General features: G+C 38.2%; 22 protein-coding genes. 4 read left to right on the forward strand and 18 right to left on the reverse strand.

The genetic code is table 11. The annotated features are described in order from the left end of the window. Positions 1 to 16: 16 nt before the first annotated feature. The 11 genes from QGN23_RS11005 to QGN23_RS11055 all read right to left on the reverse strand — a co-directional run bounded on the left by QGN23_RS11005 (position 17) and on the right by QGN23_RS11055 (position 13593). Entirely contained in the window at positions 17 to 1009 is a 993-nt protein-coding gene (locus QGN23_RS11005) for an aspartate-semialdehyde dehydrogenase (protein WP_282904352.1), read from the reverse strand. Positions 1010 to 1034: 25 nt separating this feature from the next. After that, positions 1035 to 1481: a hypothetical protein gene (locus tag QGN23_RS11010; protein WP_282904353.1), complete on the reverse strand. Its 447-nt coding sequence runs from the start codon at positions 1479 to 1481 to the stop codon at positions 1035 to 1037. A 137-nt stretch (positions 1482 to 1618) separates the two neighbouring features. Then, the gene (locus QGN23_RS11015; RefSeq protein WP_282904354.1) at positions 1619 to 4930 is read right to left on the reverse strand and encodes a TonB-dependent receptor; all 3312 of its coding nucleotides are present in this window, start codon (positions 4928 to 4930) and stop codon (positions 1619 to 1621) included. Positions 4931 to 5150: 220 nt separating this feature from the next. Then, positions 5151 to 6011 carry a carboxylating nicotinate-nucleotide diphosphorylase gene (gene nadC / locus QGN23_RS11020; protein ID WP_282904355.1) on the reverse strand — a complete coding sequence of 287 codons (861 nt, stop codon included), beginning with the start codon at positions 6009 to 6011 and terminating at the stop codon, positions 5151 to 5153. After that, positions 6008 to 7117, reverse strand: coding sequence for a PDDEXK nuclease domain-containing protein (locus QGN23_RS11025; protein ID WP_282904356.1), 1110 nt, complete (start codon positions 7115 to 7117; stop codon positions 6008 to 6010). The genes nadC and QGN23_RS11025 overlap by 4 nt, the downstream gene beginning before the upstream one ends. A gap of 88 nt (positions 7118 to 7205) precedes the next feature. Beyond that, the gene (locus tag QGN23_RS11030; RefSeq protein WP_282904357.1) at positions 7206 to 7511 is read right to left on the reverse strand and encodes a rhodanese-like domain-containing protein; all 306 of its coding nucleotides are present in this window, start codon (positions 7509 to 7511) and stop codon (positions 7206 to 7208) included. A 71-nt stretch (positions 7512 to 7582) separates the two neighbouring features. Further along, a complete protein-coding gene (nadB, locus tag QGN23_RS11035) occupies positions 7583 to 9154 on the reverse strand; it encodes an L-aspartate oxidase (protein WP_282904358.1) in 1572 nt (523 codons plus the stop codon). A gap of 44 nt (positions 9155 to 9198) precedes the next feature. Then, positions 9199 to 9828 carry an NAD(P)H-dependent oxidoreductase gene (locus tag QGN23_RS11040; RefSeq protein WP_282904359.1) on the reverse strand — a complete coding sequence of 210 codons (630 nt, stop codon included), beginning with the start codon at positions 9826 to 9828 and terminating at the stop codon, positions 9199 to 9201. A gap of 198 nt (positions 9829 to 10026) precedes the next feature. Beyond that, positions 10027 to 10509 (reverse strand): ribonuclease HI, encoded by a 483-nt coding sequence (gene rnhA / locus QGN23_RS11045; RefSeq protein ID WP_282904360.1) that lies wholly within the window; start codon positions 10507 to 10509, stop codon positions 10027 to 10029. A gap of 2 nt (positions 10510 to 10511) precedes the next feature. Next, the gene (gene dnaB, locus QGN23_RS11050; RefSeq protein ID WP_282904361.1) at positions 10512 to 12104 is read right to left on the reverse strand and encodes a replicative DNA helicase; all 1593 of its coding nucleotides are present in this window, start codon (positions 12102 to 12104) and stop codon (positions 10512 to 10514) included. A gap of 250 nt (positions 12105 to 12354) precedes the next feature. After that, on the reverse strand, positions 12355 to 13593 hold the full coding sequence (locus QGN23_RS11055; RefSeq protein WP_282904362.1) for an MFS transporter: 1239 nt from the start codon (positions 13591 to 13593) through the stop codon (positions 12355 to 12357). A gap of 604 nt (positions 13594 to 14197) precedes the next feature. Here QGN23_RS11055 and QGN23_RS11060 point away from each other — a divergent pair. After that, positions 14198 to 14536, forward strand: coding sequence for a DMT family transporter (locus QGN23_RS11060; protein ID WP_282904363.1), 339 nt, complete (start codon positions 14198 to 14200; stop codon positions 14534 to 14536). Here the strand turns inward: QGN23_RS11060 and QGN23_RS11065 are convergent, their stop codons facing one another. The 6 genes from QGN23_RS11065 to QGN23_RS11090 form a co-directional block, all read right to left on the reverse strand. Next, complete coding sequence (locus QGN23_RS11065; RefSeq protein WP_282904364.1) at positions 14537 to 14908, reverse strand: hypothetical protein; 372 nt, start codon at positions 14906 to 14908, stop codon at positions 14537 to 14539. 20 nt (positions 14909 to 14928) lie between these two features. Beyond that, positions 14929 to 16428 (reverse strand): GH3 auxin-responsive promoter family protein, encoded by a 1500-nt coding sequence (locus tag QGN23_RS11070; RefSeq protein WP_282904365.1) that lies wholly within the window; start codon positions 16426 to 16428, stop codon positions 14929 to 14931. Positions 16429 to 16499: 71 nt separating this feature from the next. Then, positions 16500 to 17114 (reverse strand): hypothetical protein, encoded by a 615-nt coding sequence (locus QGN23_RS11075; RefSeq protein WP_282904366.1) that lies wholly within the window; start codon positions 17112 to 17114, stop codon positions 16500 to 16502. After that, positions 17111 to 17479: a hypothetical protein gene (locus tag QGN23_RS11080; RefSeq protein WP_282904367.1), complete on the reverse strand. Its 369-nt coding sequence runs from the start codon at positions 17477 to 17479 to the stop codon at positions 17111 to 17113. Before QGN23_RS11080 ends, QGN23_RS11075 begins: the two co-directional genes overlap by 4 nt. A gap of 68 nt (positions 17480 to 17547) precedes the next feature. Continuing rightward, a complete protein-coding gene (locus QGN23_RS11085; protein WP_282904368.1) occupies positions 17548 to 17829 on the reverse strand; it encodes a hypothetical protein in 282 nt (93 codons plus the stop codon). Positions 17830 to 18122: 293 nt separating this feature from the next. Next, positions 18123 to 18551, reverse strand: a complete 429-nt coding sequence (locus tag QGN23_RS11090; RefSeq protein ID WP_282904369.1) for a hypothetical protein — start codon at positions 18549 to 18551, stop codon at positions 18123 to 18125. A 274-nt stretch (positions 18552 to 18825) separates the two neighbouring features. Here QGN23_RS11090 and mfd point away from each other — a divergent pair, with 274 nt between their 5' ends. From mfd to pth, 3 genes are read left to right on the forward strand one after another with little or no spacing between them, the layout of a single operon-like run. Continuing rightward, positions 18826 to 22236: a transcription-repair coupling factor gene (gene mfd, locus QGN23_RS11095; protein ID WP_282904370.1), complete on the forward strand. Its 3411-nt coding sequence runs from the start codon at positions 18826 to 18828 to the stop codon at positions 22234 to 22236. A gap of 55 nt (positions 22237 to 22291) precedes the next feature. Beyond that, on the forward strand, positions 22292 to 23170 hold the full coding sequence (locus QGN23_RS11100; RefSeq protein WP_282904371.1) for a hypothetical protein: 879 nt from the start codon (positions 22292 to 22294) through the stop codon (positions 23168 to 23170). A 9-nt stretch (positions 23171 to 23179) separates the two neighbouring features. Beyond that, a complete protein-coding gene (gene pth, locus QGN23_RS11105) occupies positions 23180 to 23743 on the forward strand; it encodes an aminoacyl-tRNA hydrolase (RefSeq protein WP_282904372.1) in 564 nt (187 codons plus the stop codon). A 103-nt stretch (positions 23744 to 23846) separates the two neighbouring features. Here pth and QGN23_RS11110 read toward each other — a convergent pair whose 3' ends face one another. Continuing rightward, positions 23847 to 24515, reverse strand: coding sequence for a carbonic anhydrase (locus QGN23_RS11110; RefSeq protein ID WP_282904373.1), 669 nt, complete (start codon positions 24513 to 24515; stop codon positions 23847 to 23849). Positions 24516 to 24696: the final 181 nt, after the last annotated feature.

Here is a 24696-nt window from a genome sequence, read left to right on the forward strand (position 1 = left end):
TGTGTGAGCATTTTATTTAGACTAATTTGTTGTGGTAGAGATATTCTGCAATCTGCACCGCATTGGTTGCGGCACCTTTCCGGAGGTTATCTGCGACAATCCAAAGGTTTAATGTTTTGGGTTGTGACAGGTCTTTTCTGATTCTTCCTACGAAAACCTCATCTCTACCTTCTGAATATAAAGGCATTGGATAAATGTTGTTTTTCACATCATCTAAGACGGTCACACCAGGAGTTTCTGCAAGAATCGCTTTCACTTCGTCCAAATCAAAATCATTTTCGAATTCGATGTTGACGCTTTCAGAATGTCCACCTTGTACAGGAACTCTTACCGCAGTTGCTGTAATCTTAAAAGTGTCGTCGCCCAGAATTTTCTTGGGTTCGGTCATCAGTTTGATTTCTTCTTTGGTATAATCGTCTTCTGCAAATACATCACATTGTGGCAATGCATTTTTGAAGATTTCATACGGGTAGACTTTTGCAACCTCTTTGTTTCCGATAACTTCAGCATTCAACTGATCGACCGCATTCTTTCCTGTTCCTGTTACCGACTGATATGTAGAAACGATGACCCGTTTAACATCGTATTTTTGATTCAAAGGATGTAACACCATGACCAACTGAATGGTAGAGCAGTTTGGGTTTGCAATGATTTTGTCTTCTTTGGTTAAAACGCCGGCATTGATTTCCGGGACGATTAATTTCTTGTCCGCAACCATTCTCCAGGCTGAAGAATTATCGATAACGGTCGTTCCAACGGCTGCAAATTTCGGCGCAAATTCTAATGAAGTTGTTCCGCCTGCAGAAAACATAGCGATTTCAGGCTTTCGGTCTAAAGCATCCTGCATGGAAACAATTTTGAATTCATTTCCTTTAAAGGTGATCTTTTTACCGATTGATTTTTCGGAGGCTACGGGAATTAATTCGGTTACCGGAAAATTTCTTTCTTCCAAAACCTTTAACATTATTTGTCCCACCATTCCGGTAGCGCCTACTACTGCTATTTTCATTAAGAATATTTGTTATTAAATTTATTTAAGCAAAAAAGGAAGGGAAAACTCTTGACCATGGGAATGCATAAGCGAAAAAAGCTACTGCAATAACTCCCATAATAACGATTTTCATCGCAAGGGTTTCGTGTGATTTCATGTATTTATTAATGATGGTCATTAAGACAACACCGATCAGCATCGATACTGGATGTTCTACGTAAGAGAATCTAGAGGCTGCATTGCTCATTAATGTTCCTGTTTCGAGGGCACCTTTTAAGCCTGGAGAAAATACCAACATGAAAATACCAACAATCAACTGAACATGAAATAAAATCATGGTAATCAAAGTTGATGTTTTTAATAATTTTTTGATTTTTCCGGAGTAACCAAACATGGTGACCAATAATGCAACGATGAAGATAATGCCCGAAAGCAAAATTAAGTAAGCAAAGCCTTTGTGCGCTTCAGTAATAATCTTAAATGTATCCATTGTAATTTTTTGTTAAGCGCAAAGATAAAAAAAATCCCGACGATAAAGGCAAGGTCGGTACAAGATAAGATAGAAGTGAATATAAAAAAACTGCCTTACAAAAAATTGTAAAGCAGTCTAAATAATTAGAAGTTAGCTTAGAAAGAATATTTAAATCCTAACATTGCACTCCAAGTAGTAAATCTGTTACTTGCAGGTCTAGTTGGTGAAGAAACAAGGTCTGCACCAGAACGTAGCATCTGGAAGGTTGGATCTGGAGAAAGGTTTCCTGATCTACCTAACACTGCCGCTCCGTAAGAACTAACTGTGTTATCCTGAATTCCCCATTGAGAGTTAAGTAGGTTACCAAAGTTTAAGATGTCTAAACTGATTGCTACCTTGTCTCCTTTTTGAACCATATCGGTAAATAAGTTCTGTGAAATTCTAACATCCACACGGTTTAACCATGGTAATAAGAACTCATTACGAGGAAGAATTTGACCTCTGTATTTTTCTAATCCGTTGTCAGCGATGAACTTATCGAATGCTGCGCTTTGTTGCGCTGCAGTAAATACAGTTGCGGTACCTTGTTTGATATCAGTAAACTTTACTGCTTCACCAGCTTTAGGGATGTACATTAAGTCATTAGCAATACCATCACCATTCACGTCATTGGAATAGTAATAAGAGAATCTTCCTTGGTTAGCTCCACTGTAGTACACTCCAATTGTAGTGTTTTTAATATTATAACTAACATTAGCAACAATTCTGTGAGGAACAGAGAAAGCTGAAATACTCAAGTCTTGCTGGTTTGGAGAATCAACAGTTGGTGATGCTTGCCAAGCAGAACTTGCGCTTGACCCTGCATTTGCAGAAATCTCTTTTGCTTCAGAGAAGGTATAGAATACGGAGCCTGATAATCCTTTCCAATTTCTCATGTTCGTTCCAAATGTTGCAGAAAATGCAGTTCCTTTGGTGTCAGAATTGGTTAAAACCGTAGCACTGTTTGCTCCAATTTTATTATTGAATTGGTAAGAAGCTGCATTCGGGTAATATACACGATCTTGGTTGGTCATTCTTGCAGTAGATTCTTTTCTGTTTGCTCCATATTGGAATACAGAATTTACATCTTTAGTATATAGAATGTCCGTGGTCAATGTGAATACAGAGTTTGGAATTTTGTAGTCAGCACCGAAGCTTGATCTCCAAACAGAAGGCATTTTGAAATCTCTGTCAACTAAAGCAAATGATGCCGGAGCGCCTTCTTTAGGGCTATTGATGAATACGTTTCCTGCTCCTGCTGGTGGATTGGTTACATAATGGTAAATATCTTGAGGTTGGAAAGTTACATTTTTGATCCATCCCGCGATTTCAGCATAAGAACCTGGTTCAATAGTATTTTGTAAAACACCTGCATTGGTTGGCATATTGGTTAACCATACGAAAGGAACACGTCCTGTAAATATACCAGTGCCTCCACGTAATGTTAAACTTTTGTCTCCGATTACATCGTAGTTGAATCCTAAACGGGGAGAAAGAGAAACTTTAGATTTTGGCCATTCACCAGAAGTGTAGTTTCTTGGGTTTCCGTTTTTATCTAATAAATTTAATGCATCAATCGATGGATTGGCTGTAAGATCATTTAAATAATTAGGAAGCTCAGCTCTTAAACCAACAGTAAAGTTGAATTTATCGCTTAATGTAATTCTATCCTGTAAATAAGCAGAAGCTAATCCGAAATTAACTCTTGAATAAGTATCTTGGTTAGCATATGGATAAGTTAAACCAAACATAATTGGTGCAACCTCTGCGGAGGTACCTGTTTTCAAGAAATCTTCTACTGAAGCATAACGGTAATAACCTGTTCCCATTCTGGTATAAGAGTTACCGAATTTTTGAACTTCATAAGCGATACCAGCCGTAAAGTTGTTTTTACCTACAGTATACGTTAAGTTATTGGTAAAAGAAAAATTATCATTAACCACATCATTTAAGTAAGAGAATAACTCGGTACCGAAACTGATGTAATTTCCACCATTAGAAGAACCATCCCAGATATCAACAAAAGGGAAAAGTCTTTCTGATGGAGAAGTTCTTTTATCCTGAATTTTTGAGTAGGTAAATAATAATTTATTTGAAAGACTTGAGTTGAAAGTTGAATTTAATTCAGCAGTAACAGAGCTTACTGTATTTTCAAAACCGTAGTTACCACTTTCAAAAGTCATCGCTTGATCACTTACACGTCCCCAAGAAGATCTTGGTGCTGGACCTGAAGAAGCGTTCGCAAGTTGCTGTGATGTTCCTTTCAACATATTATAACGAACTGCAAACTTGTGCTTATCGCTGATATTCCAGTCTAAACGAAGTAAAAACTTATCACCTTGTTGTTCTGCTTCATTAGCATATCCTTGGTAACGACCCGGGTTATATCCCCATCTGTTGATCAAGTGGTTTTGAACCGCAATTAGATCAGATTCTTTAACTCTTGAAATGTTATTTGCAGGATCTGCAATTCCATTTTGTGAAGCGGTCCAAAGATTCGCACCGGAGGCATTCGCACCGGTAGCGGTTTCTCTTTCACCACTCAAAAAGAAGAATAATTTATTTTGTAAAATTGGTCCGCCTACCGTAAATCCATTCGTCATTTTCGCGCCGGAAACTTTTTGAATTTCATCACCGTTAATTTTCCAACCACTTAAATCTTTTCCGGTATAATAACCGTATAATGAACCGTGGAATTTATTGGTTCCCGATTTAGTAATGGCGTTAATACCAGCACCTGTAAAACCAGATTGGGTAACATCAAAAGGTGCAATATTCACAGAGATTTCCTGAATTGCATCTAAAGAAATTGGTTGTGAGTTTCCGCCAGGAAGTGGGCTACTGCTTAAACCAAAACCGTTATTAAAATTCGCACCGTCAATTTGAAGGTTGTTGTAACGAGCATCACGACCAGCAAAAGAGTTACCGTTTGCTTGCGGAGTTAATCTCGTGAAATCAGTAATACTTCTAGAAGATTGTGGAAGATCTTGAATTAGTTTTTGACCAATATTGGTTGCTGCACCAGTCTTGTTCATGTTTCTACCACCGGTTCCAGAAATGATTACCTCTGCGATGTTTGCTGTTTTCTCACCGAATACCGGATTCAGTGCGAAAGGTTGACCAAGCTCCAGGTATAGATCTTCGTATACAACTGGTTTTTCACTACCATAAGTAACTTCTACTTTGTATGGGCCACCAACACGCATATTGGATAAGTTAAAAACTCCTGCTGAATTTGCAGTTGCGGAATAGACCGTCCCAGAAGGCATGTGGGTCGCTTTAATTGTTGCACCAGTGATTTTCTTACCGTCGCTCATTGTGACAACACCAGACATGTTACTTGTTGTAACTTGGGCATTTACGGATCCATACCCTGCAAATGCTAAAGCAGCAACGAGAACAGTTTTCTTTAATGGATTAAAATTCATTTCAGTTAATTTTATTATACTTATTGATAAAAGATTTTTGCAAAAATATCTAAATTAAATGGTACTTTCGTTAACAAATTGTTAAATTTTAACAATTTGTTAAAATTCCGTCTATTCATAAGGGAATCAAAGTGTTGGGTTTTTGTTCTTTAGCAAAAGGTATTGGGTAATTGTCTTTTTCTTGTTTTACACGAACTTTCTTAATTCCCCTTTTTATAACTCATTTCACAGCCTTCAAACTCAGGTCGATGTTCTCTGCAGAATGGGTCAGTGCACCTGCGGAAATAAAATCGACACCCGTTTGTGCAATGTCTTTCAGCATATCCCGGGTAATTCCACCGGAAGCCTCAGTTTCACATTTATTACCGATTAATTTTACGGCTTCTGCCATCATTGCAACCTCCATATTGTCGAGCATGATTCTGTCGACGCCGGCTTCCAAAGCTTCTTCTACCTCTTCTAAATTTCGGGTTTCAACCTCTATCTTTAACGGCTTTTTAATCTTTTCAGTATATGCTTTTGCCATTTTCACAGCGTTGGTAATGCTTCCGTTATAATCGATATGGTTGTCTTTGAGCATGATCATGTCATACAAACCAAACCTGTGATTGGTGCCGCCACCGATGGCGACCGCCCATTTTTCGCACAGTCTGAAATTGGGCGTTGTTTTTCTCGTGTCCAAAAGTTTCGTTTTAGTTCCCACTAACCGCGAATCCCACTCGTGGGTAATCGTTGCAATCCCACTCATTCTCTGCATACAATTCAAAACAAATCGTTCAGTAGTAAGAATAGATCTGGCGCTTCCGGTTACGTAAAAAGCGATATCGCCTGCTTTTGCTGGGTCACCATCTTTCATCAGCCGTTCTACTTTTAAGTTTCTATCAAACTGTTTGAAAATCATTTCAGCCAATTCTACTCCGGCTAAAATACAGTCCTGTTTTACCAAAAGTTTGGCTTTCTGCTGTAAATCTTTAGGAATTGTGGACAACGTGGAATGGTCGCCATCCTGAATGTCTTCTTCCAATGCGTTTTTAATAAAAATTTTCAGCGCGTCTTTCGTGACATAGGTCGGTTTTTTCATTTATTTTCTAATTTTTTAAGTTCTTCCTCTACCATTGCAATGGATGGAAGGTATGATTTAAAGTCGTCAGGTAATATTTTTTGGAGTTCATACGATGAAATCCCTAATGGTTTTTGTAAATCGGTAAGGGAATATTCTGCGATTATTTCGTCTTTGTCTTTACAGATTAAAAGGCCAATCGTAGCATTATCGTTTTCATCACGCATTTTTTTGTCTATTGCTGTAACGTAGAAATTTAGTTTCCCTGCAAATTCCGGTTCAAAACTCCCTGCTTTCAATTCGATGACCACATATCTTTTTAGTTTGATGTGGTAAAAAAGCAAATCTATAAAAAATGATTTGTCACTTACTACAATCTCAACCTGTTTTCCAACAAAGGCAAAACCACGCCCAAGTTCAATTAAAAACTTTGAGATATTATCTACCAAAGCATTCTCCAGTTCTTTTTCCTTAAAAAGTTCAGAAAGGTTTAGAAAATCAAAAAAGTAAGGATCTTTCAATGTTTCTTTTACCAGTTCGCTTTGGTTATCTGGTAGTGTTTTAGAAAAATTGGTGATCGCTTTTCCCTGGCTTTCTATTAGTTTCCCGGAAATCATATTCAGAAGTACAGCTCTGCTCCAGCCGTTTTCTATGGTTTTGTTAATGTAAAAATGAGCTTCTTCAGGAGTTTTGCATTTTGTAATTAAGGTAACATGATGCCCCCAGGGAATCAGGAAAATATGGTGTGAAAAATGATTGTTTTTGAATTCGTTAACAACTTGTTGACGATTTGAATTTTCATCATTTCCCAATTCGTTAACAACTTGTTGGCGAATTGCAATGTCTTGATTATAAAATTGATAGAATCTTTTGCAGAATTTAAGGTTGCTTTCTGAAAAACCTTTAATCTCAGGAAATTCTGCCCGTAAATCTTTACTTAAAAGATTAAAAAAACCAGAGCCATAAGAGTTTTCAAATTCCCGTCCAGCGATTTCCTTACCCAAATCCCAATACAATTCTATCAAAGCAGTATTTACTTTGATGGCGGCTTTTATTTGCGTTTGCCGGATTTTGTGTTTTAAATCTACAATCCAGTTTTTGTAATGTGGGTCTGTTTTTTCAAGCATTTTTATATTTTAAGAACCCTTGAATGGTGAAAGAAAGTTTAAATTTAGTCAAATATTTTTAGCCACAGGTTTACCATTGCCCAACCACTCACTCCATGACAATGGAAGCGTTTTTATTGTCATACACAATAACCTGGGAATCCTGGGTAATCCCCAAACTCATTAAAACTTCCGCAAATTTTTCCAAACTGGGCAAAGGATGTCTTCCGCCACTTTTTATATTTTTGGGAATTTGGGTTAAATCATTATTCAAATCCACATAGAGTGCTCCGTCGAGATGTTCATGCAAATAGCTCTCATAAGCAGAGCCACCACTTCCGGCGTCCACGATGACGACATTTTCTCTGTTCAAAGCCGCTAAATCTTCAGTGTTGATAATTGGTGACAGTTTCATGGGTTTTCCCGTTTTTTGAGTTCTTTCTCCATTTGTTCAATGCTCGGAAATCTTACTTCGGAAATCTTTATTTACACCAAATCCTTATTATAAAAAGCGCCTTTGTTCTCCTTCATCATTAATGAATGTTTGATAATCAAATAGGAAATATTGGTCAGATTTCTCAGTTCCGAAAGTTTTGGCGACAGAATCGAGTAGTTGTACAGTTCATTCACAGCTTCGAAGATTTCCTGTTGTTTTCTCTTTGCCAAGGCCAAGCGGTCATTTGATCGCACGATACTTACCAAATCGCTCATCATTTCCTGCAACTGTCTCCGAAGGTAGGAAATCATCACCATTTCGTCCATCATTTTCATGCCCTCTTCGTCCCATTGCGGAATTGCTTTCAAATCTTCAAAGTTGAAATCATTGATTTTTAAGAGTTCGACTGTTTTCAAAGCCGCGTTGTGACCGAAAACAAGGCCTTCCAGTAAAGAGTTTGAAGCCAGTCGGTTAGCGCCGTGCAAGCCGGAATTGGTACATTCTCCTACGGCAAATAAATTTTTAATGGAACTTTGCCCATCCACATCGATATCAATTCCGCCCATTAAATAGTGACATGCCGGAACGATTGGGATGAGTTGGGTGAAAGGGTCAATTCCTTCATCCAAACATTTTTGATAAATATTGGGAAAATGTTCGACGAATTTTTCCTGATTCATTTCGCGGCAATCGAGGCCTACATAATCATCGCCCGAAATCTTTAATTCATTATCAATGGCTCTGGCAACAATGTCCCGCGATGCTAATTCCTCGCGCTCATCATATTTGTGCATGAATTTTTCACCATCTTTCGTTCTAAGTTTTGCGCCATCGCCACGTACAGCTTCTGAAATCAGAAACAGCATTCCGTCTCTTTTTGAAAATAAAGCGGTGGGATGAAACTGGTAATACTGCATGTTCGAAATTTTCCCGCGTGCTCTGTGCACAAAGGCAATTCCGTCGCCGGTTGCAATAATCGGATTGGTGGTGTTTTTGTACACATGACCAGCCCCGCCGGTTGCGACCAGAGTGATCTTCGCCGTAATTTTCCTTATTTCTTTATTTTTTTCATCAAGAACGTAAGCGCCGTAGCAGTCGATTTTTTCAAGGTCGAAAATTTTATTGGGAACGTGATGTTGCGTAATTAAATCGATGACATAATGATGCGCCATGATTTCAATATTCGGTGATTTGTTCACCGTTACCAATAAAGCGCGTTCTATTTCAGCGCCGGTAATATCTTTGTGATGAACGATGCGGTTTTCGGTGTGTCCGCCTTCTCTGCCAAGCATGAGGTGACCGTCTTTTTGGTCAAAATTAGTTCCCCAATCCACAAGTTCTTTAAATCTTTCGGGGCCTTCCCGAACGACCATTTTCACCACTTCCAGATTGTTCTCACCATCGCCGGCTCTCATGGTGTCATCGATATGTTTCTGAAAATTATCTTTGTCGAAATCGGTCACTACGGCCAATCCGCCCTGTGCATATTTGGTGTTGCTTTCGTCTTCATCGGCTTTGGTGACGATGATGATTTTTGCCTCGGGCATTCTTTCGGAAATTTTGATCGCATAAGAAAGTCCGGAGATTCCTGATCCGATGACGAGTACGTCTGCTTTTATCATGGAGTTAATTTGATGTAATGAACGACAATTTAGACCTTTTTTATTTAAATAAACTTAAACAGTTTAGCATCCGGTTTTCTTACTTTTTTTAAATTCTGAAATTGGTCTTCTTCAGATCGGTAACCAAGCGCTAAAGTCACAGCGACTTTTTCTTTTTCGGTATCAATTCCCAGAACAGCATCAATTTTTTCATGGTTAAATCCTTCCATCGGGCAGGTATCTACATTTTCTAAAGCCGCTGCAAACATCAGGTTTCCCAAAACAATATAGCTCTGTTTATCTGCCCAAATCATCACTTCTTCTGAATCTAAATGCTGAATATGTTTGCTGATACTTTCTTTAAATGGATTTAAACTTTCCAGAGGAACTTCTCTGGTTTCCGAAATATGATTAAAATAATTGCCGATATATTCATTGCCAATATTGTTTTTCGAAACAATAACAATCAAATGCGAACACGTTGAGATTTGCGATGGATTGTAAAAGGCAGGAATGAGTTCCTTCTTCATTTCTGGACTTTGCACAATAAGGAGCCGATAAGGCTGCAGTCCCAATGAACTCGCCGAAAGTCTTGCCGCTTCAAGGATACGGAAGAGCACATCGGAAGAAACTGTTTTTTCAGGATCAAATTTTTTAACCGAATATCTTTTGTTGAGTGCTTCAAGGTAATTCATCTAACAAAGATAAATAAATGAGCCGGAAGTTGGTTGGTGAATTTCTTTGAGTGAATTTTAGAAGTGAATTTCTAAAGGTGAATTTCTAAAGGTGAATGGTGAATTTCTTCGAATCAATTTTAAAAATGAATTTAATAAATATTAAATAAAAAAAATAACCATTCACTGCGAGGCAAATTCACGCAAAGCAATTGACCATCAGAAAAGCCCGCCGTTTTGTTGTTTTTCGAAAAATTCATCAATTTGGAGCGGTTCTGTCTGGGCGGCTTTTACGGCAAGTTGATCACAGATTTCATTTTCGATATGGCCTGCATGACCTTTAACCCAATGAAAAGTGGTTTGATGTGCTTTAATTAAAGGAACCATTCTTTTCCACAAATCAGGATTTTTTACATTTTTAAAACCTTTTTTAATCCAGCCGAAAATCCATTTCTGATTGATGGCATCAGAAACATATTTGCTGTCGGTATAAATGTGAATGTCGTTTTCGGTGGATTTCAGTTTTTCCAAAGCCGTGATCACCGCCAACAATTCCATGCGGTTGTTGGTTGTGAGGCGAAAACCCTGCGAATATCTTTTTTCGTAGCTTTTTTCGGGGACCTTCATCACGATTCCGTAACCCCCTTTTCCGGGGTTTCCACTACAGGCGCCGTCGGTATAAATTTCTATTCTAAGGCCCATTCCTAAAACTGAAAATCGTCATCATCATCCGCATCATTCATAGACGAACCGGAAAGGTTTTGGTTGCTCGGCAAATCGAAAGCAGCACCGGGATCAATGGTAGTTTTGATTTTTTCAAAACCTCCCGGAGTATCCTGTTGTCCAAAATTCGAAGACTGATAACCATAGGCGCCGCCACCAAACAAATCAAGATCGGCAAATTTGGCAATATTTTTATGGAAAGACATTCTCACGTCTGCGGTAGCACCATTACGGTGTTTCGCGATAATCAGTTCTGCCTGGTTTTCTGTGGAAGATTCACCGCCGTCTTCATCATTATCCCAAGTGGTGATTTTATAATATTCCGGACGGAAAATAAACGAAACAATATCGGCATCCTGCTCAATCGCTCCGGATTCCCGAAGGTCAGAAAGCATCGGTCTTTTTCCAGGTCTTGTCTCCACACTTCTGGAAAGTTGGGAAAGTGCAATTACGGGAACATTCAGTTCTTTTGCAATTGCTTTCAGGGAACGGGAGATCATCGCAATTTCCTGCTCACGGTTTCCTGCGCCACCTTTTCCGGAATTTGCGGTCATCAACTGAAGATAATCGACCATGATAATTCTTACGCCATGCTGCATCACTAATCTCCGGCATTTTGCCCGAAAATCGAATACAGAAAGGGAAGGAGTTTCGTCAATATATAAAGGAGCATTTTCTAAAGCGGAAACATTGGAGAACAAACGTTGCCATTCTTCATCGCTCATTTGTCCTTTTCGTAATTTCTCCGAAGAAATTCCTGTTTCTGAAGCGATCATTCTGGTAATCAACTGAACGGAAGCCATCTCCAGGGAGAATAAAGCCATCGGAATATTATGTTCTACCGCAATATTTCTTGCCATAGAAAGCAGGAAGGCGGTTTTACCCATTGCCGGACGGGCCGCAATAATAATTAAATCTGAATTTTGCCAACCACCGGTTTCTTTATCAATATCTTTAAATCCCGATGGTATTCCAGAGATTCCTTCTTTGTCTTTTAAGGCTTTAATGGTTTCAATGGCTTGGCTGACCAAAGTATTTGCAGTGTCGAAACCTTTTTTAATGGTTCCGTTTGTAATTTCAAAAAAGGATTGTTCGGCTTTATCCAAAAGCTCGAAAACATCGGTAGACTCTTTATAAGAACTGTCGATTACATTGGCGGAAACATTAATCAGACTTCGCAGAATGAATTTTTCTAATATCACCCGGACATGGTACTCGATATGCGCGCTGGAAGAGACTCCCATCGTTAAATCAATGATATAATGATCACCTCCCGCAAGTGCTAATTTATCGGTTTTCTTTAATTCCTGAATTACCGTCATTAAATCGACCGGATGATTTCCTTCGAACAAGCGGACGATCACACGGAAGATTTCCTGATGTCTTGGGTCGTAAAAAACGTCTGCTGTCAGTAAATCGATGGAATAATCCAGTCCTTTTTTGTCAATTAAAAAAGTGCCGATAACGAGTTTCTCGAATTCTATTGCATTTGGGGGCATTTTGCCGTCGGAAATAGAAAGTTCCTTAGCGAAGTTACCATGAATTAGTGAAGATAAAGTTTCCTTTTGTGCCATGTGACAAAGATAGTTTTTTTAAGTTTTTATTCCGAATATTTAATCAACAATCTAATGGGTTTTATGGTCAATAAGTTGTTTGTTAGTGAGTTGTGATGTTGGTAAGTCGGGAGGTACAAAGTTTGTGTTTTAGTCTGGATTCCAGTGGAAATCCTTTTTTTAAGCGTTGGATAGAGGTGCAGGAAATAAAAATTGCAATGAGGAGCGGACCAAATTGGTTAGAACTTCTACACGGGCTGATCCTAAAAAATTAATAGTTCATTTTGCGAAGTTTTGGAACGGTGGTTCCCACTAAAATTGCAATCAAAACGGTCATGGTTCCGCCAAAAACGACGGACCGTACAACGCCTAAAAGCTTGGCCGCGACCCCACTTTCGAACTGACCCATTTCGTTGCTCGACATGATGAAAATAGAATTCACACTTAAGACGCGACCGCGAATATGATCGGGCGTTTTTAGTTGTACAATCGTACCGCGGATGACCACCGAAATTCCATCGAGCATTCCGCTGGCCACTAATAAGAAAAAGGAGAGCCAGTATAATTTGGATAAGCCAAAACCGATGATGCACAGGCCAAAACCTCCCACGGCAACGAGTAGAATTTTACCTTGATTTTTGGTTAACGGCACAAACGCCAGAGTCATGATAATACACATGGAGCCGATGTCTGAAGCAGCATTCAGCAAGCCGAAACCTTCTGATCCTACATCTAAAATATCGGTAGCGAAAACCGGAATCATCGCGACGGCACCTCCAAAAAGCACGGCGAACATATCGAGGCAAAGTGCGCCCAGGATTTCTTTTGTTTTGTAAATGTAAGCGATTCCTTCGCGCATACTTTCTACCACGCCCATTGTTCGGTCGCTATTTTCTGAAGGGTGTTTTTTCAGAAACCAAAAGAAAATGGAGGAGAAAATCATTAATCCGACAATCACGAGGATTGTTCCGGAAATATCAATCCAGTGAATAAGGAAGCCACCCAAAGCATGGCCAGAAACAGAAGCGGTAAGAAAGGTCGCCTGGTTGAGTGTGATAGCGTTCGGAAGTTGATCTTTGGAAACTATCTTTGGAATCATTGAAGGAATAATAGGGCCGATAAATGCGCGGCAAAATCCGGTGCAAAAAATGACGGCATAAATAAAATAAGAAATCTGAATATTACTGAAGTGCAGTAAACTGTGGCCAAAAAAAGCGGGAACCACCAATAAGCCGATGAGCAAAACATAAGCGTAATTGCAAATGAGCAGCAGTTTTTTCTTCTCAGAATTATCGATAACGTGGCCGGCGTATAAGGCAGTTGATACCGCGGGAATAACTTCAGATAATCCAATTAGCCCAATGGCGAAAGGGTCGTTGGTTAATTTATAAATCCACCAACCCATCAGTGTTGCCAACATTCTGAAAGATAAGATCAGAAAAAAACGGCCAGTCATTAAGTTCCGAAATTCTGCTATTTTTAAGGTCTGAATAGGTTGCAATGAAATCATTTTGCAAAAGTAAATTTTAGGAACGAAAAATCATTTAATAATTTGCCACGAATGCACGAATTTTTTTCTATAAGTTAGTTGTTGCTTCCAATAATTGAAATGAAGTACTGTTAAAAAAATAGAGATTCGTGAATTCGAGGCTTCCTTTGTTGCATTAAATTTGCCGCGAATGCACGAATTTCTCTTCAACAGCTTGTTCTTTTAAATGGCCCTTTTCCTATGATTGAAATGAAGTAAAAAGTGATTTTAAAAAAAAATGGATTCGTGAATTCGTGGCTTCTCCTGGTTCCACTAAATTTTTGCCGCGAATGCACGAATTTCTCTTTAACAGTTTGTTGTTCTATTTAAATAGGTTGTTGCGTTTCCTATAATTGAAATGAAGTAATGTTAAAAAAATGGAGATTCGTGAATTCGAGGCTTCCCTTTTTGCATTAAGTTTTTGCCACGAATGCACGAATTTTTCTTCAACAGCTTGGTGTTCTATTTAAATAGGTTGTTGCGTTTCCTATGGTTGAAATGAAGCAAAGTAATTTAAAGTGGATAATTCGTGCATTCGTGGCTTTTAGAAACACTTAAGTTTTCCAAAAAAAATTATCTTTGAAAAATGAATTGGATTTTACTCATTATTGGCGGCTTATTTGAAACCGGCTTTGCCACTTGTCTTGGAAAAGCCCAGGAAACATCCGGAAGGGAAAGTTATTTCTGGTGGGCAGGTTTTGCAATTTCTCTTTTTCTGAGTATGTTTCTTTTGTACAAAGCAATTTCTGTTGGGGCCAGTCCCATACCTGTTGGAACGGCGTACGCAGTCTGGACGGGAATCGGTGCGGTAGGAGCTGTTTTTATGGGAATATTTATCTTTAATGAGCCGGCGACTTTCTGGCGAATATTTTTTGTTTTCACTTTGATTGCTTCTGTGATTGGGCTGAAAGTGGTTTCGAATTGATTATTGTCCTCCTATAACGCGACCGAAACCCTCACCCAAAGCTCGCATTGTGTCCGCAATGATATAAGCTGTGACCAAAAGACCAACTGTCCCACCGATTAAAATAACGGTTGCGCCAGTCTTATTTTTGTCAATTTCTTTGATGTCCTTTTTAGCGATGGCGATCCGCTGATTTTTTCTGGTTCCGATAATGCTGTCTTTTTCTACTGAAGTGACGTCGACAAAAAATTTACGGTCACTTTTATCATAAACAGTATATCTCGTTCCCGCCTGGATGTTGTCGAAATTCTCCTGATTTGTGTAAACACTGTATTTCGTCGAGACACACGAAGCGCTGATCAGAAGAATTAAAAAGTAAAAGAAATATCTCATCGTTTAAAGTTTTTCAAAGATTAGCTCCTGCGTGTTTCAAGGAAATCGCCAATTTTGCGGTCATTTGCTAATCTTGGGATTTTATTCTGACCACCCAGCTTTCCTTCAGACTTGGCATAGTCCTGAAAAGCATTTTTCTTTAATGTTGTAATTACAAGAGGTTGCAGGATTTTACCGGAAATTAAATCATTATAATATGTGTTTCTTTTCCGCATCTCATCATCCAGATTTTTTCTGAAATTTTCCAGATTTTCGGGCTCTTTTTCAAATTCGATAAACCATTCGTGATAGGGTAAACCTTCTGTGGAATTTACTTGTGGAGCTAAGTGAAACTCTGTAATCTGTGCCGGAAATTTTCCTACCGTGGCTTTTAAAGCTTCTTCTACTTCAAAAGCAATCACGTGTTCCCCAAAAGCAGATGTGAAATGTTTTGTTCTTCCCGATACCAAAATCCGGTAAGGATCCTTAGAAATAAACCTTACAACATCACCGATGGAATATGCCCAAAGTCCGGAATTTGTTGTTAAAATTAAAGCGTAATCTTTGTGAAGTTCAATCTCCTTTAAAGTCAGTCTTTTGGCGTCAGGTTTTCCATATTCTTCCAGCGGAACAAATTCATAGAAAATTCCGTGGTTGGTGAGCAGCAGTAAACCTTCTTTTTCAAAATCATCCTGAAAAGCAAAAAATCCTTCACTCGCAGGAAAAGTCTGCAAAGTATCCACAGGTTTTCCAAGAAGTTCGTTCATTTTTTCGCGGTAAGGTTCATAATTGACGCCGCCCGTAATAATAAGCTGAAGGTTGGGGAAAAGTTCCGTAATTTTTTTACCGTTCCGTTCAATTAGTTTTTCAAAATACATAATCAACCAAGGCGGAATTCCCGAAATCAAAGTCATGTTTTCCTTTTCGGTTTCTTTTACGATTTCGTCCACCTTGGTTTCCCAGTCTTCGATGAGGTTGGTTTTTAAACTCGGCAAGCGGTTTTTCTGTAAATAAGATGGAATGTGATGAGCGACAATTCCGGAAAGTCTGCCGGTTTGAATCCCGTTGATTTCTTCCAGTTCAGGACTTCCCTGTAAAAAAATCATTTTTCCGGTAACGAAATCAGCATTGTTTTTTTGTGCGATATAATGAAAAATTGCGCTTTGTGCCGCCGCGATTTGGTAAGGCATTCCTTCTTTTGAAATGGGAATATATTTGGATCCGGAAGTCGTGCCTGAAGTTTTAGCGAAATATTCCGGCGTATCGGTCCATAGAATCTGCCGCTGGCCTTTTTTTACTTTTTCGATATAAGGTTTTAAGTCTTCATAATCAGCAATTGGTACTTGCGACTGGAAGTCTTGAATGCTTTTTATATTTTCAAACTGATGGGTTCTCCCAAACAGGGTTTTTTCGGCAGTTTTCACCAGAGAAAGCAAAAGTTCTTCCTGATTTTTAACTGAATTTGCTTTAAAGGAATGGGTTCCTTTAACGTGATTTTTTGCCCAGATTAAAGCAATGTTTTTCTTAATGAAATTGATCATAACGCAAATTTAAAGCATTTTAGAAATAATCCTTTAGTATAACGAAAAATTACGCAGCGAAACGTCTGTTTTTAAAAATTATACCGGTATCCCAATCCTAAACTCAGGAAAGCAGAGCCGCTATAAAATTTCTTGGTTTCTGGATTTTCATTGTAAACATTCCCGAAATAAAAATTGACTTTTGCTGCGACAAAGACCTGTTGATAACCCTCGCGATCCAAAGCGTATAAAGCTTTTCCGCCAAGATTAAAGCCAGTGGCATTCTCTTTTAATTTTTGATTTTCAGCGTTAACTAATAAATTAGTTTGGCGATAATAACTGAATCCGGCCATTTCTTCAATTGAAAAATCCTCGGAAATAATTTCGCGGTGCGTCAGGTATAAATCGATATTAGTGATGGTTGGTGAGCCGATATTTCCGTAACGGTTTTGTTCACCGTATTTTACATTCGAAAACAGCACATTGTAATCCAATCCAATTCCGAAATTAATGGGAGTCATCAAGTTTCCCCCAAAACCGAAACCGTAAAAAGGCATGAGTAATTTTGCTAAATGATTTTTGCCAACGGGTTTCATCACAATCATTTTGGTTTCGATATTAGAAACAACATCAAGGTTGTTTGTCTTTTTCTGGCCGAAAATTAAAGTTGAAATTCCGAAAAAAAACAGAAATGTAATTCTCATCATTCCAGGTTTATTTCATTAAAAATAATATACGTAGTTCCAGATGGAATAAGGATTTCCAAAGAATCCGAAGAAATTCTGCAGCCTGGTTTTGAGGAAGAAAATGATTTTATTTTTTCATTTAAAACCAAAGAAAACGAGTCCGAAAGTAGCGGGCCTGAAACCGTAAATTGCCCTGAGCCGCTCGGCATGGTTTCGCCGATATTTTTTCCATCGCTTTTAATAATTATTTTTATTTTATTGAAGTCGAATTGAGATCCGGTAATTTTTCCTTCCACATAAGCTCGGGAATTGTTTCTGTTTTCAGAGGTACAGCCCACAAAATGGCCGAGCGAAAAAAGAAGAATCATTGCAAAAAAACACCGCATATTTTTTTTATTAAAGATATAAAAAAAGCCCCGAAATAAATTCCGGAGCTCAACGTATTAAAACTGTATTATTTTGTTTTGTATCTTTTATCAGGCGTACCGTTTTTTTTCAGATGGGCATTGGCTTTGTATCTTTTGTCAGGCGTTCCGTTTTTTTTCATTTTTACTGCATAGGTCTTTGCGGCCGGTTTTTCCGCTGTTGCAGATTTTTCGACTGCTTCTTTTTTTGCAGTTTCCATTTTCTCTGATTTGGCAGGAGCCATTTTTGCAGTCGATTTTGGTGTCACCTGTTGAGCATTTGCAAGTCCAAGGCCTACCACCAAAGACAATGCGGCTAATAGTTTTTTCATTTGTTTGTATTTTAAATAGTTGATATATTGCTGTTTAACTATGTAAAATTAAGTAATTCAGTTTGCCGAAAGTTTCTTCTGAATAACTTTAACCAAAATTTAACACAGTATTTATTTTGAAGTAGTTTCTAATGTTTGTCCATCTTTAATCAAGCCGTTACACTTCGCAAACGTAGAAGAAAATATTTTTATTATTAATTACGGATATCCATTGAGTTTTAACATTATATAAATTTTTCAAAAAAAACTGCTTCAATTAAATGAAACAGTTCGTGTGAAAATAAATGATTAACTTATCTGGTACAGTTTGCAGTCCAGGTTTTCCCGTTAGCGGCGTATAAAATTTTCAGCTCATTATTGTCAATTCTAATGTAAGAAGTGGTAGTTCCTCCTACCATCACCAAAACATTATCGCCTTCTTTCTTGAATTCAACACCGTTCAGATCAGGAATTCCATCAGAAAACCGGAAATTGTATTTTGTGCCACTTGCAATTTTGGTTACGAAAACACTTCCGTTGTCTTTGGATATGGTTGAATTTCCATCGTTGTAAGAAATGCTGCCTTTGTAAGTTCCGGCGAAAAAGTCGTTGTCTGCAGGATCATCATCACTTCTGCAGGAAGTAAATGCAAATAAAGAGAATGCAAGAACGAATAATCCGAGAAATCTAAATGCTCTTTCAACAGTTGCCTTTCTTTCGTTTTTTAAATTTTTCGATTTCATAATTTTTTATTTTAAAGATTAAGTTCAACACCAGCCAAACTTTATGCCTACCCTTTTTAAGACCATCAATTTTAGCAAAAAATTAAGATTTTTTGGGAAATTTTAAAACTACTTTATGCGATAGATAGATCAAAAAGGGTGATTTTCTCTCTGGCATTAATAAACAAATAATCCCTAAATTTGTACTTTCAAACGATTTCGGAATAATCCCGAAATCGCTTTTCCCGTTTTAGACCTTCTCATTTTAAAGACGGATTTTACCGTCAGAAAATTTATGCAGTTAAAAAATATCACCGATACATTTCTCCCACAACTTCTTCATTTAGGATTTGGAAAAGAACTGTTCATGAAGCTCGATCAGAATAAACATCTTGCGGTAAAATCATTTGCCGGTTCTTCGCCTGCGGTTTTCGCAGCGGAATTATTTCTAATTAAAAAGAAATCTCTTCTTTTTTTAACGGATGACAAGGAAGATGCGTTGTATATCACTTCGGAATTAGAAGACTTGCTGGGTAAAGAAAATGTGCTTTATTTTCCGCCGACTCATTTGGAACCTTATCAGATTGAAAAAACTCAAAATGCGAATTTGGTTTTAAGAACCGAAGTTTTAAGTAGAATTCATAATGATAAAAAACCAAAAGTGATGATCGCGCCGTTCGCGTCTTTGGCCGAGAAAGTGATGAAAAAGGCTGATTTCAAAGCGATTTCTCATACGATCAAAACGGGCGATCAGCTGGATTTTAATTTTACGGAAGAATTACTGCATCAGTTTAATTTCAATCATACCGATTTTGTTTCCGAACCTGGCGAGTTTTCTGTGAGAGGCGGAATTGTCGATGTTTTTTCTTATTCCAACGAAGAGCCTTACCGGATTACTTTTTTCGGAAATGAAGTAGAAAGTATTAAAACTTTTGATATCGAAACGCAGCTTTCCAAAGAGAAAGTAAAAGAATTCCAGTTGGTTTCCAATATGAATTTTTCAGCCGAGGGAACGAAGGTTTCCTTGTTCGATTTGGCACCGAAAGATTTAGTTGTAATTACGAAGAACGCGTTTGTCGGTTTTAATTTAATTAAAAATTTCTACGTAAAAGCAGAGGAAAAGTTTGGAACATTAGGAACTGAAATCAGACATCTGACGCCGGAACAGCTTTTTGTTTCTGAAGAAGATTTCGTCAAAGGCATCAATCAATTTGAATGGATCGATTTTACTTTACAGGAAGTGAAGGGAAGCGACGCGGCAATTGTACAGCTGAATCAAACGCCACAGCCGGGTTTTCATAAAAAGTTTGAATTATTACTTGAGGATTTACAGGAAAAGCAAAATGACGGTTTTGAAACCTGGATTTCATTTTCCACGGAAAAGCAGAAAGAACGGCTTGAGTCTATTTTTGAGGATTTGTCAGCACATAAATCGGGTTCGGAAAATAATGAAACTTCCTTTGACGGAAAAACCAAGACTTTATTCAAATCTTTTAAATCAGAACTTCACGAAGGTTTTGTGGATTTGGACCATAAAATTTCAGTTTACACCGATCACCAGATTTTTGACCGTTATCAGAGATTTAAAGCCAAAAATGCATTTGCAAAATCTGAACAGATTACGCTGAAAGATTTAATGCAGATGAAAGTTGGCGATTATGTCACCCATATCGATCATGGAATCGGAAAATTCATGGGTTTGGTGAAGGTGAATAATAACGGAAAAGTTCAGGAATGTTTTAAACTGACTTACAAAAATGGTGATTTGCTTTATGTGAGCATTCACTCCTTAAATAAGATTTCAAAATATAATGGTCCGGACGGACGGGAAATTGTGTTGTCGAAACTCGGTTCGCCAGCCTGGAAAGCTTTAAAACAAAAAACAAAAGCGAAAGTAAAACAGATCGCTTTCGACCTGATCCGTTTATATGCACAGCGGAAAACGGCCAAGGGTTTTGCCTTCACGCCGGATTCTTATTTGCAGAATGAACTGGAAGCCAGCTTTATTTACGAAGATACGCCCGATCAGGAAAAAGCAACGGTCGATGTGAAAACGGACATGGAAAATGATACCGTAATGGACCGTTTGATTTGTGGTGATGTAGGTTTCGGGAAAACAGAAATTGCAATTAGAGCGGCATTTAAAGCTGCGACTGACGGAAAACAAGTGGCGATTTTAGTTCCGACCACGATTTTGGCTTTCCAACATTACCGGAGTTTTACCGAAAGATTGAAGGATTTCCCCGTGACCATTTCTTATATGAACCGTTTCCGCACGGCAAAACAAAAAGCGGAAACACTGGAAGGATTGAAATCGGGGAAGATCGATATTGTGATCGGAACCCATCAATTGGTTGGGAGCAGCGTTAAATTTAAAGATTTAGGCCTTTTAATTATTGATGAAGAACACAAGTTCGGAGTTGCCGTTAAAGACAAATTGAAAACAATAAAAAGTAATGTGGATACTTTAACATTGACGGCGACGCCAATTCCACGGACTTTACAGTTTTCATTGATGGCGGCCAGAGATTTATCAGTCATTAAAACACCACCTCCAAACCGTCAGCCTGTTGAAACACAAATTGTTGGTTTTGATGAAGAAATAATCCGGGATGCCATTTCTTATGAACTTCAAAGAGATGGACAAGTTTATTTCATTAATAACAGAATTGAAAACCTGAAAGATATTGCGGGCTTGATTCAGCGTTTGGTTCCCGATGCGAAAGTAATTACAGGCCACGGACAAATGGACGGTAAACAACTGGAACGGAATGTTCTGGATTTTATGGAAGGCAAATATGACGTTTTGGTTTCGACGACGATTATTGAAAGTGGTGTGGATGTGCCGAATGCGAATACGATTTTCATTAATGATGCCCAGCGTTTTGGGATGGCAGATATTCACCAGATGCGCGGTCGGGTCGGGCGAAGCAATCGCAAAGCTTTTTGTTTTCTGATTACGCCTCCGTTTGATATGGTGACCAATGACGCGCGGAAAAGACTGGAAGCGATCGAGCAGTTTTCGGATTTGGGAAGCGGTTTCCAGATCGCGATGAAGGATTTGGAAATTCGTGGTGCCGGGGATTTGTTAGGAGGTGAACAAAGTGGTTTTATTAATGAAATGGGTTTTGATACTTATCAGAAAATCATGCAGGAAGCTTTGGAGGAATTGCAGAATGATGAGGAATTCGAAGATTTATTTGATAATGAAGAAGACCGTAAAAAACTTTTCAAATCGACCAAAGAAGTGAATATCGATACGGATTTAGAACTGATGTTGCCGGATTCTTATGTTCAGAGTATTGAAGAACGGTTATCACTGTATCAAAAATTAGCAGAAATAGAAAGTAAAGAAGAATTGCAGAAATTAGAAAGTGAATTAATCGACCGTTTCGGTGCTTTGCCTTCGGAAGCTGTAAATCTTCTGAAATCGGTAGAATTAAAATGGATTGCCGCGGAAATTGGTTTTGATAAAATCGTGGTGAAAAACGGGGTTTTCCTCGGGTATTTTCCGCCAAATCCTCAGGATAAATTTTATCAGAGTGAAAAGTTCAGGAACATTATTTCTTATTTGTCAAAGAATCCGAAAGAAGCTACTTTGAAGGAAAAAGTCAGCAAGGAAGGAAATCAACTCATGATGAGAAAAGAAAATGTACAGAATGTAGATGAGGTAAATTCGGTCTTGGAAAGGATTTTGGGGAAATAAACCAACTTCTAGAATTTCTAAAAAAAGAGTACTTTTGCTAAAATCAGTTTTAATAATGAAAAAGCTTTTCGGTTTTTTAAGTTTTGTTTTCAGTTTAGCTATTTTGTTTTCCTGCGAACCAGGTCGTGATGAAAATGGCGATTTGCTCTTCGGGGTTAATAATCCGGGTGAAACAGGTGGCAGTGGCGAAACAACCGGCGTTGTGAAGCAGTTGAAATCTGTTACTTCAAAAGAGGATACTGGCGAAACCATAACTTATAATTACAGCTATTTATTGGGAAAACTGGTCAGTGTGAAAACGAGTGATAACTCTATTTCTTACAGTTTGTCTTATGATAATAACACTGTTAATAAAATAACAATTGTACAGAATGAAGGATCTGCCATCACCACCACCGACTTTGCAGTTACCTATAATAACGGAAAATTTGTTGAAGCAAAGGGAACCGGTAAAGAAGATACGGGGAATTCTTTTACCAATACCATCACTGCAAATTACACCAATAATAAGGTATCGAAAATTTTATCAAAAATGGCAGGGATTGATACCGCGGATCCTGCTGTTACTTACGATATGTTTACGCTACAGAATGATATCACTTATACAGGAAATAATATTTCTACATGGAAATTTTCCACAATATTTCCTGCAACTCCACCGATTATCATCCCGCCGATTGTCATTTCGAGTGCGTTCAGCGACTACGATACTAAAATCAATCCCTTTAATACATTGCCTCAAGCTTACAATATCGTAAGTTCGCTCTATGGATTTAACAGTTTTGCGGTGACTGGTTTTTCAGCAAACAACTACAGAAAAGTCGCGGCTGAAGGCCAGTCGCTAACCTATGTTTACACTTATGATGCCGATGGTTATCCGACAAAAGCTGTTGCTTCCGGTAATCTGGGAACTTTAACTTTCGTTTACCAATAAAAAATTAATATGAAATACCTGATCGTAGGTCTCGGAAATAAAGGCGAAGAATATACTGAAACCCGGCATAATGTCGGGTTTAAAGTTGCAGAGAAAATTGCCGAAACCATTGATGCTCCTTTTAAATCTTCCAACTTTGGATTGCTTGCGGAAGGCAAATATAAAGGGCGGAAAGTCTTTATCCTGAAACCGGATACCTATATGAATCTTTCCGGAAATGCCGTGAGATTCTGGATGCAGAAAGAAAATATCCCTTTGGAAAACCTGATGATTGTTACCGACGACCTGTCTTTGCCATTCGGAACATTAAGAATGAAAATGAAAGGTTCTGATGCCGGCCATAACGGACTGAAAAGTATTCAGGAACAACTTCAGACACAGAATTATCCGCGGTTAAGATTCGGGATTTCTGCAGAATTTAGCGAAGGAAAACAAGTTGATTACGTTTTAGGAAAATGGGAAGGCGAAGAAAAAGAAAAACTTCCGGAGAGAATCGAGAAGTTTTCTAAAGCGTGTTTGTCGTTTGTATTTGCCGGAATTCAGAATGCGATGACGGCTTTCAACGGGAAATAATTTACAAATGGTGCACAGATTCCACAGATTTCCACAGATTTTTTTAATGATGATCCGTGAAATCCGTGCGTATTATAAGAATGAGTTTGATGAAAAATAAACGCTATTTTTTCTTGCGGCTCATCACCCAATCTGAATTTGTAAGGTTGTAGATTTTCTGAATGTCTTTCAAAATCTTCTCAAAATCGATATCCAGGTCGATGATTTTTCCTGTTGCCATATCAAAAACCCAACCGTGAACGATAGGATATTCGTCTAAAATATATTCCTCCTGAACGGATGCCATTTTGATAACGTTAATGCACTGTTCCTGAACATTCAGTTCTACCAAGCGGTCGTAGCGTTTTTGCTCCTCTTCAATGGCATCCAGTTCAGCCTGATGTAATCGGTAAACATCGCGAATTGTTCTCAACCATGGGTTCAAAAGACCCAGATCTTGCGGGGTCATTGCTGCTTTAATTCCACCACAACCGTAATGGCCGCAAACGATAATATGTTTCACTTGCAAATGTTCAACGGCATACTGGATTACCGCGGTAGAGCTCATGTCTAAAGTATTTACGACATTGGCGATATTCCGGTGAACAAAAAGTTCGCCAGGTTTCATTCCCATCATTTCTTCTGCAGAAACACGACTGTCGGAACATCCGATATATAAATACTCTGGATTTTGCGTTGCGGAAAGCGTCTTAAAAAAATCTGGATTTTCCACCAGTTGAGCTTCCATCCATTTTTTATTATTTTCGAATAGTTTTTCGTAGGATTTTTTCATGCTATAATATTTCGGAGTAAAAGGATTTTTCGCTTTTTGGAAATCGGTTAATTACCGTTGTAAAAATATGTACTAAAAATTAAATATAAAAGAATTATTATTAATTGTTCCCAGAATAACCCGATTTTTCATGCTAACGAACAAATAGTTTATCAAAAAACATTTATTTTATCGGTAGCCG

It is taken from the genome of Chryseobacterium gotjawalense (assembly GCF_030012525.1).
GTDB lineage: Bacteria > Bacteroidota > Bacteroidia > Flavobacteriales > Weeksellaceae > Kaistella > Kaistella gotjawalense.

Coding starts and splice junctions, on each gene's coding strand:
- QGN23_RS11005 (WP_282904352.1), bottom strand. CDS start 1,009: ATGAAAATAGCAGTAGTAGGCGCTACCGGAATGGTGGGACAAATAATG.
- QGN23_RS11010 (WP_282904353.1), bottom strand. CDS start 1,481: ATGGATACATTTAAGATTATTACTGAAGCGCACAAAGGCTTTGCTTAC.
- QGN23_RS11015 (WP_282904354.1), bottom strand. CDS start 4,930: ATGAATTTTAATCCATTAAAGAAAACTGTTCTCGTTGCTGCTTTAGCA.
- nadC (WP_282904355.1), bottom strand. CDS start 6,011: ATGAAAAAACCGACCTATGTCACGAAAGACGCGCTGAAAATTTTTATT.
- QGN23_RS11025 (WP_282904356.1), bottom strand. CDS start 7,117: ATGCTTGAAAAAACAGACCCACATTACAAAAACTGGATTGTAGATTTA.
- QGN23_RS11030 (WP_282904357.1), bottom strand. CDS start 7,511: ATGAAACTGTCACCAATTATCAACACTGAAGATTTAGCGGCTTTGAAC.
- nadB (WP_282904358.1), bottom strand. CDS start 9,154: ATGATAAAAGCAGACGTACTCGTCATCGGATCAGGAATCTCCGGACTT.
- QGN23_RS11040 (WP_282904359.1), bottom strand. CDS start 9,828: ATGAATTACCTTGAAGCACTCAACAAAAGATATTCGGTTAAAAAATTT.
- rnhA (WP_282904360.1), bottom strand. CDS start 10,509: ATGGGCCTTAGAATAGAAATTTATACCGACGGCGCCTGTAGTGGAAAC.
- dnaB (WP_282904361.1), bottom strand. CDS start 12,104: ATGGCACAAAAGGAAACTTTATCTTCACTAATTCATGGTAACTTCGCT.
- QGN23_RS11055 (WP_282904362.1), bottom strand. CDS start 13,593: ATGATTTCATTGCAACCTATTCAGACCTTAAAAATAGCAGAATTTCGG.
- QGN23_RS11060 (WP_282904363.1), top strand. CDS start 14,198: ATGAATTGGATTTTACTCATTATTGGCGGCTTATTTGAAACCGGCTTT.
- QGN23_RS11065 (WP_282904364.1), bottom strand. CDS start 14,908: ATGAGATATTTCTTTTACTTTTTAATTCTTCTGATCAGCGCTTCGTGT.
- QGN23_RS11070 (WP_282904365.1), bottom strand. CDS start 16,428: ATGATCAATTTCATTAAGAAAAACATTGCTTTAATCTGGGCAAAAAAT.
- QGN23_RS11075 (WP_282904366.1), bottom strand. CDS start 17,114: ATGATGAGAATTACATTTCTGTTTTTTTTCGGAATTTCAACTTTAATT.
- QGN23_RS11080 (WP_282904367.1), bottom strand. CDS start 17,479: ATGCGGTGTTTTTTTGCAATGATTCTTCTTTTTTCGCTCGGCCATTTT.
- QGN23_RS11085 (WP_282904368.1), bottom strand. CDS start 17,829: ATGAAAAAACTATTAGCCGCATTGTCTTTGGTGGTAGGCCTTGGACTT.
- QGN23_RS11090 (WP_282904369.1), bottom strand. CDS start 18,551: ATGAAATCGAAAAATTTAAAAAACGAAAGAAAGGCAACTGTTGAAAGA.
- mfd (WP_282904370.1), top strand. CDS start 18,826: ATGCAGTTAAAAAATATCACCGATACATTTCTCCCACAACTTCTTCAT.
- QGN23_RS11100 (WP_282904371.1), top strand. CDS start 22,292: ATGAAAAAGCTTTTCGGTTTTTTAAGTTTTGTTTTCAGTTTAGCTATT.
- pth (WP_282904372.1), top strand. CDS start 23,180: ATGAAATACCTGATCGTAGGTCTCGGAAATAAAGGCGAAGAATATACT.
- QGN23_RS11110 (WP_282904373.1), bottom strand. CDS start 24,515: ATGAAAAAATCCTACGAAAAACTATTCGAAAATAATAAAAAATGGATG.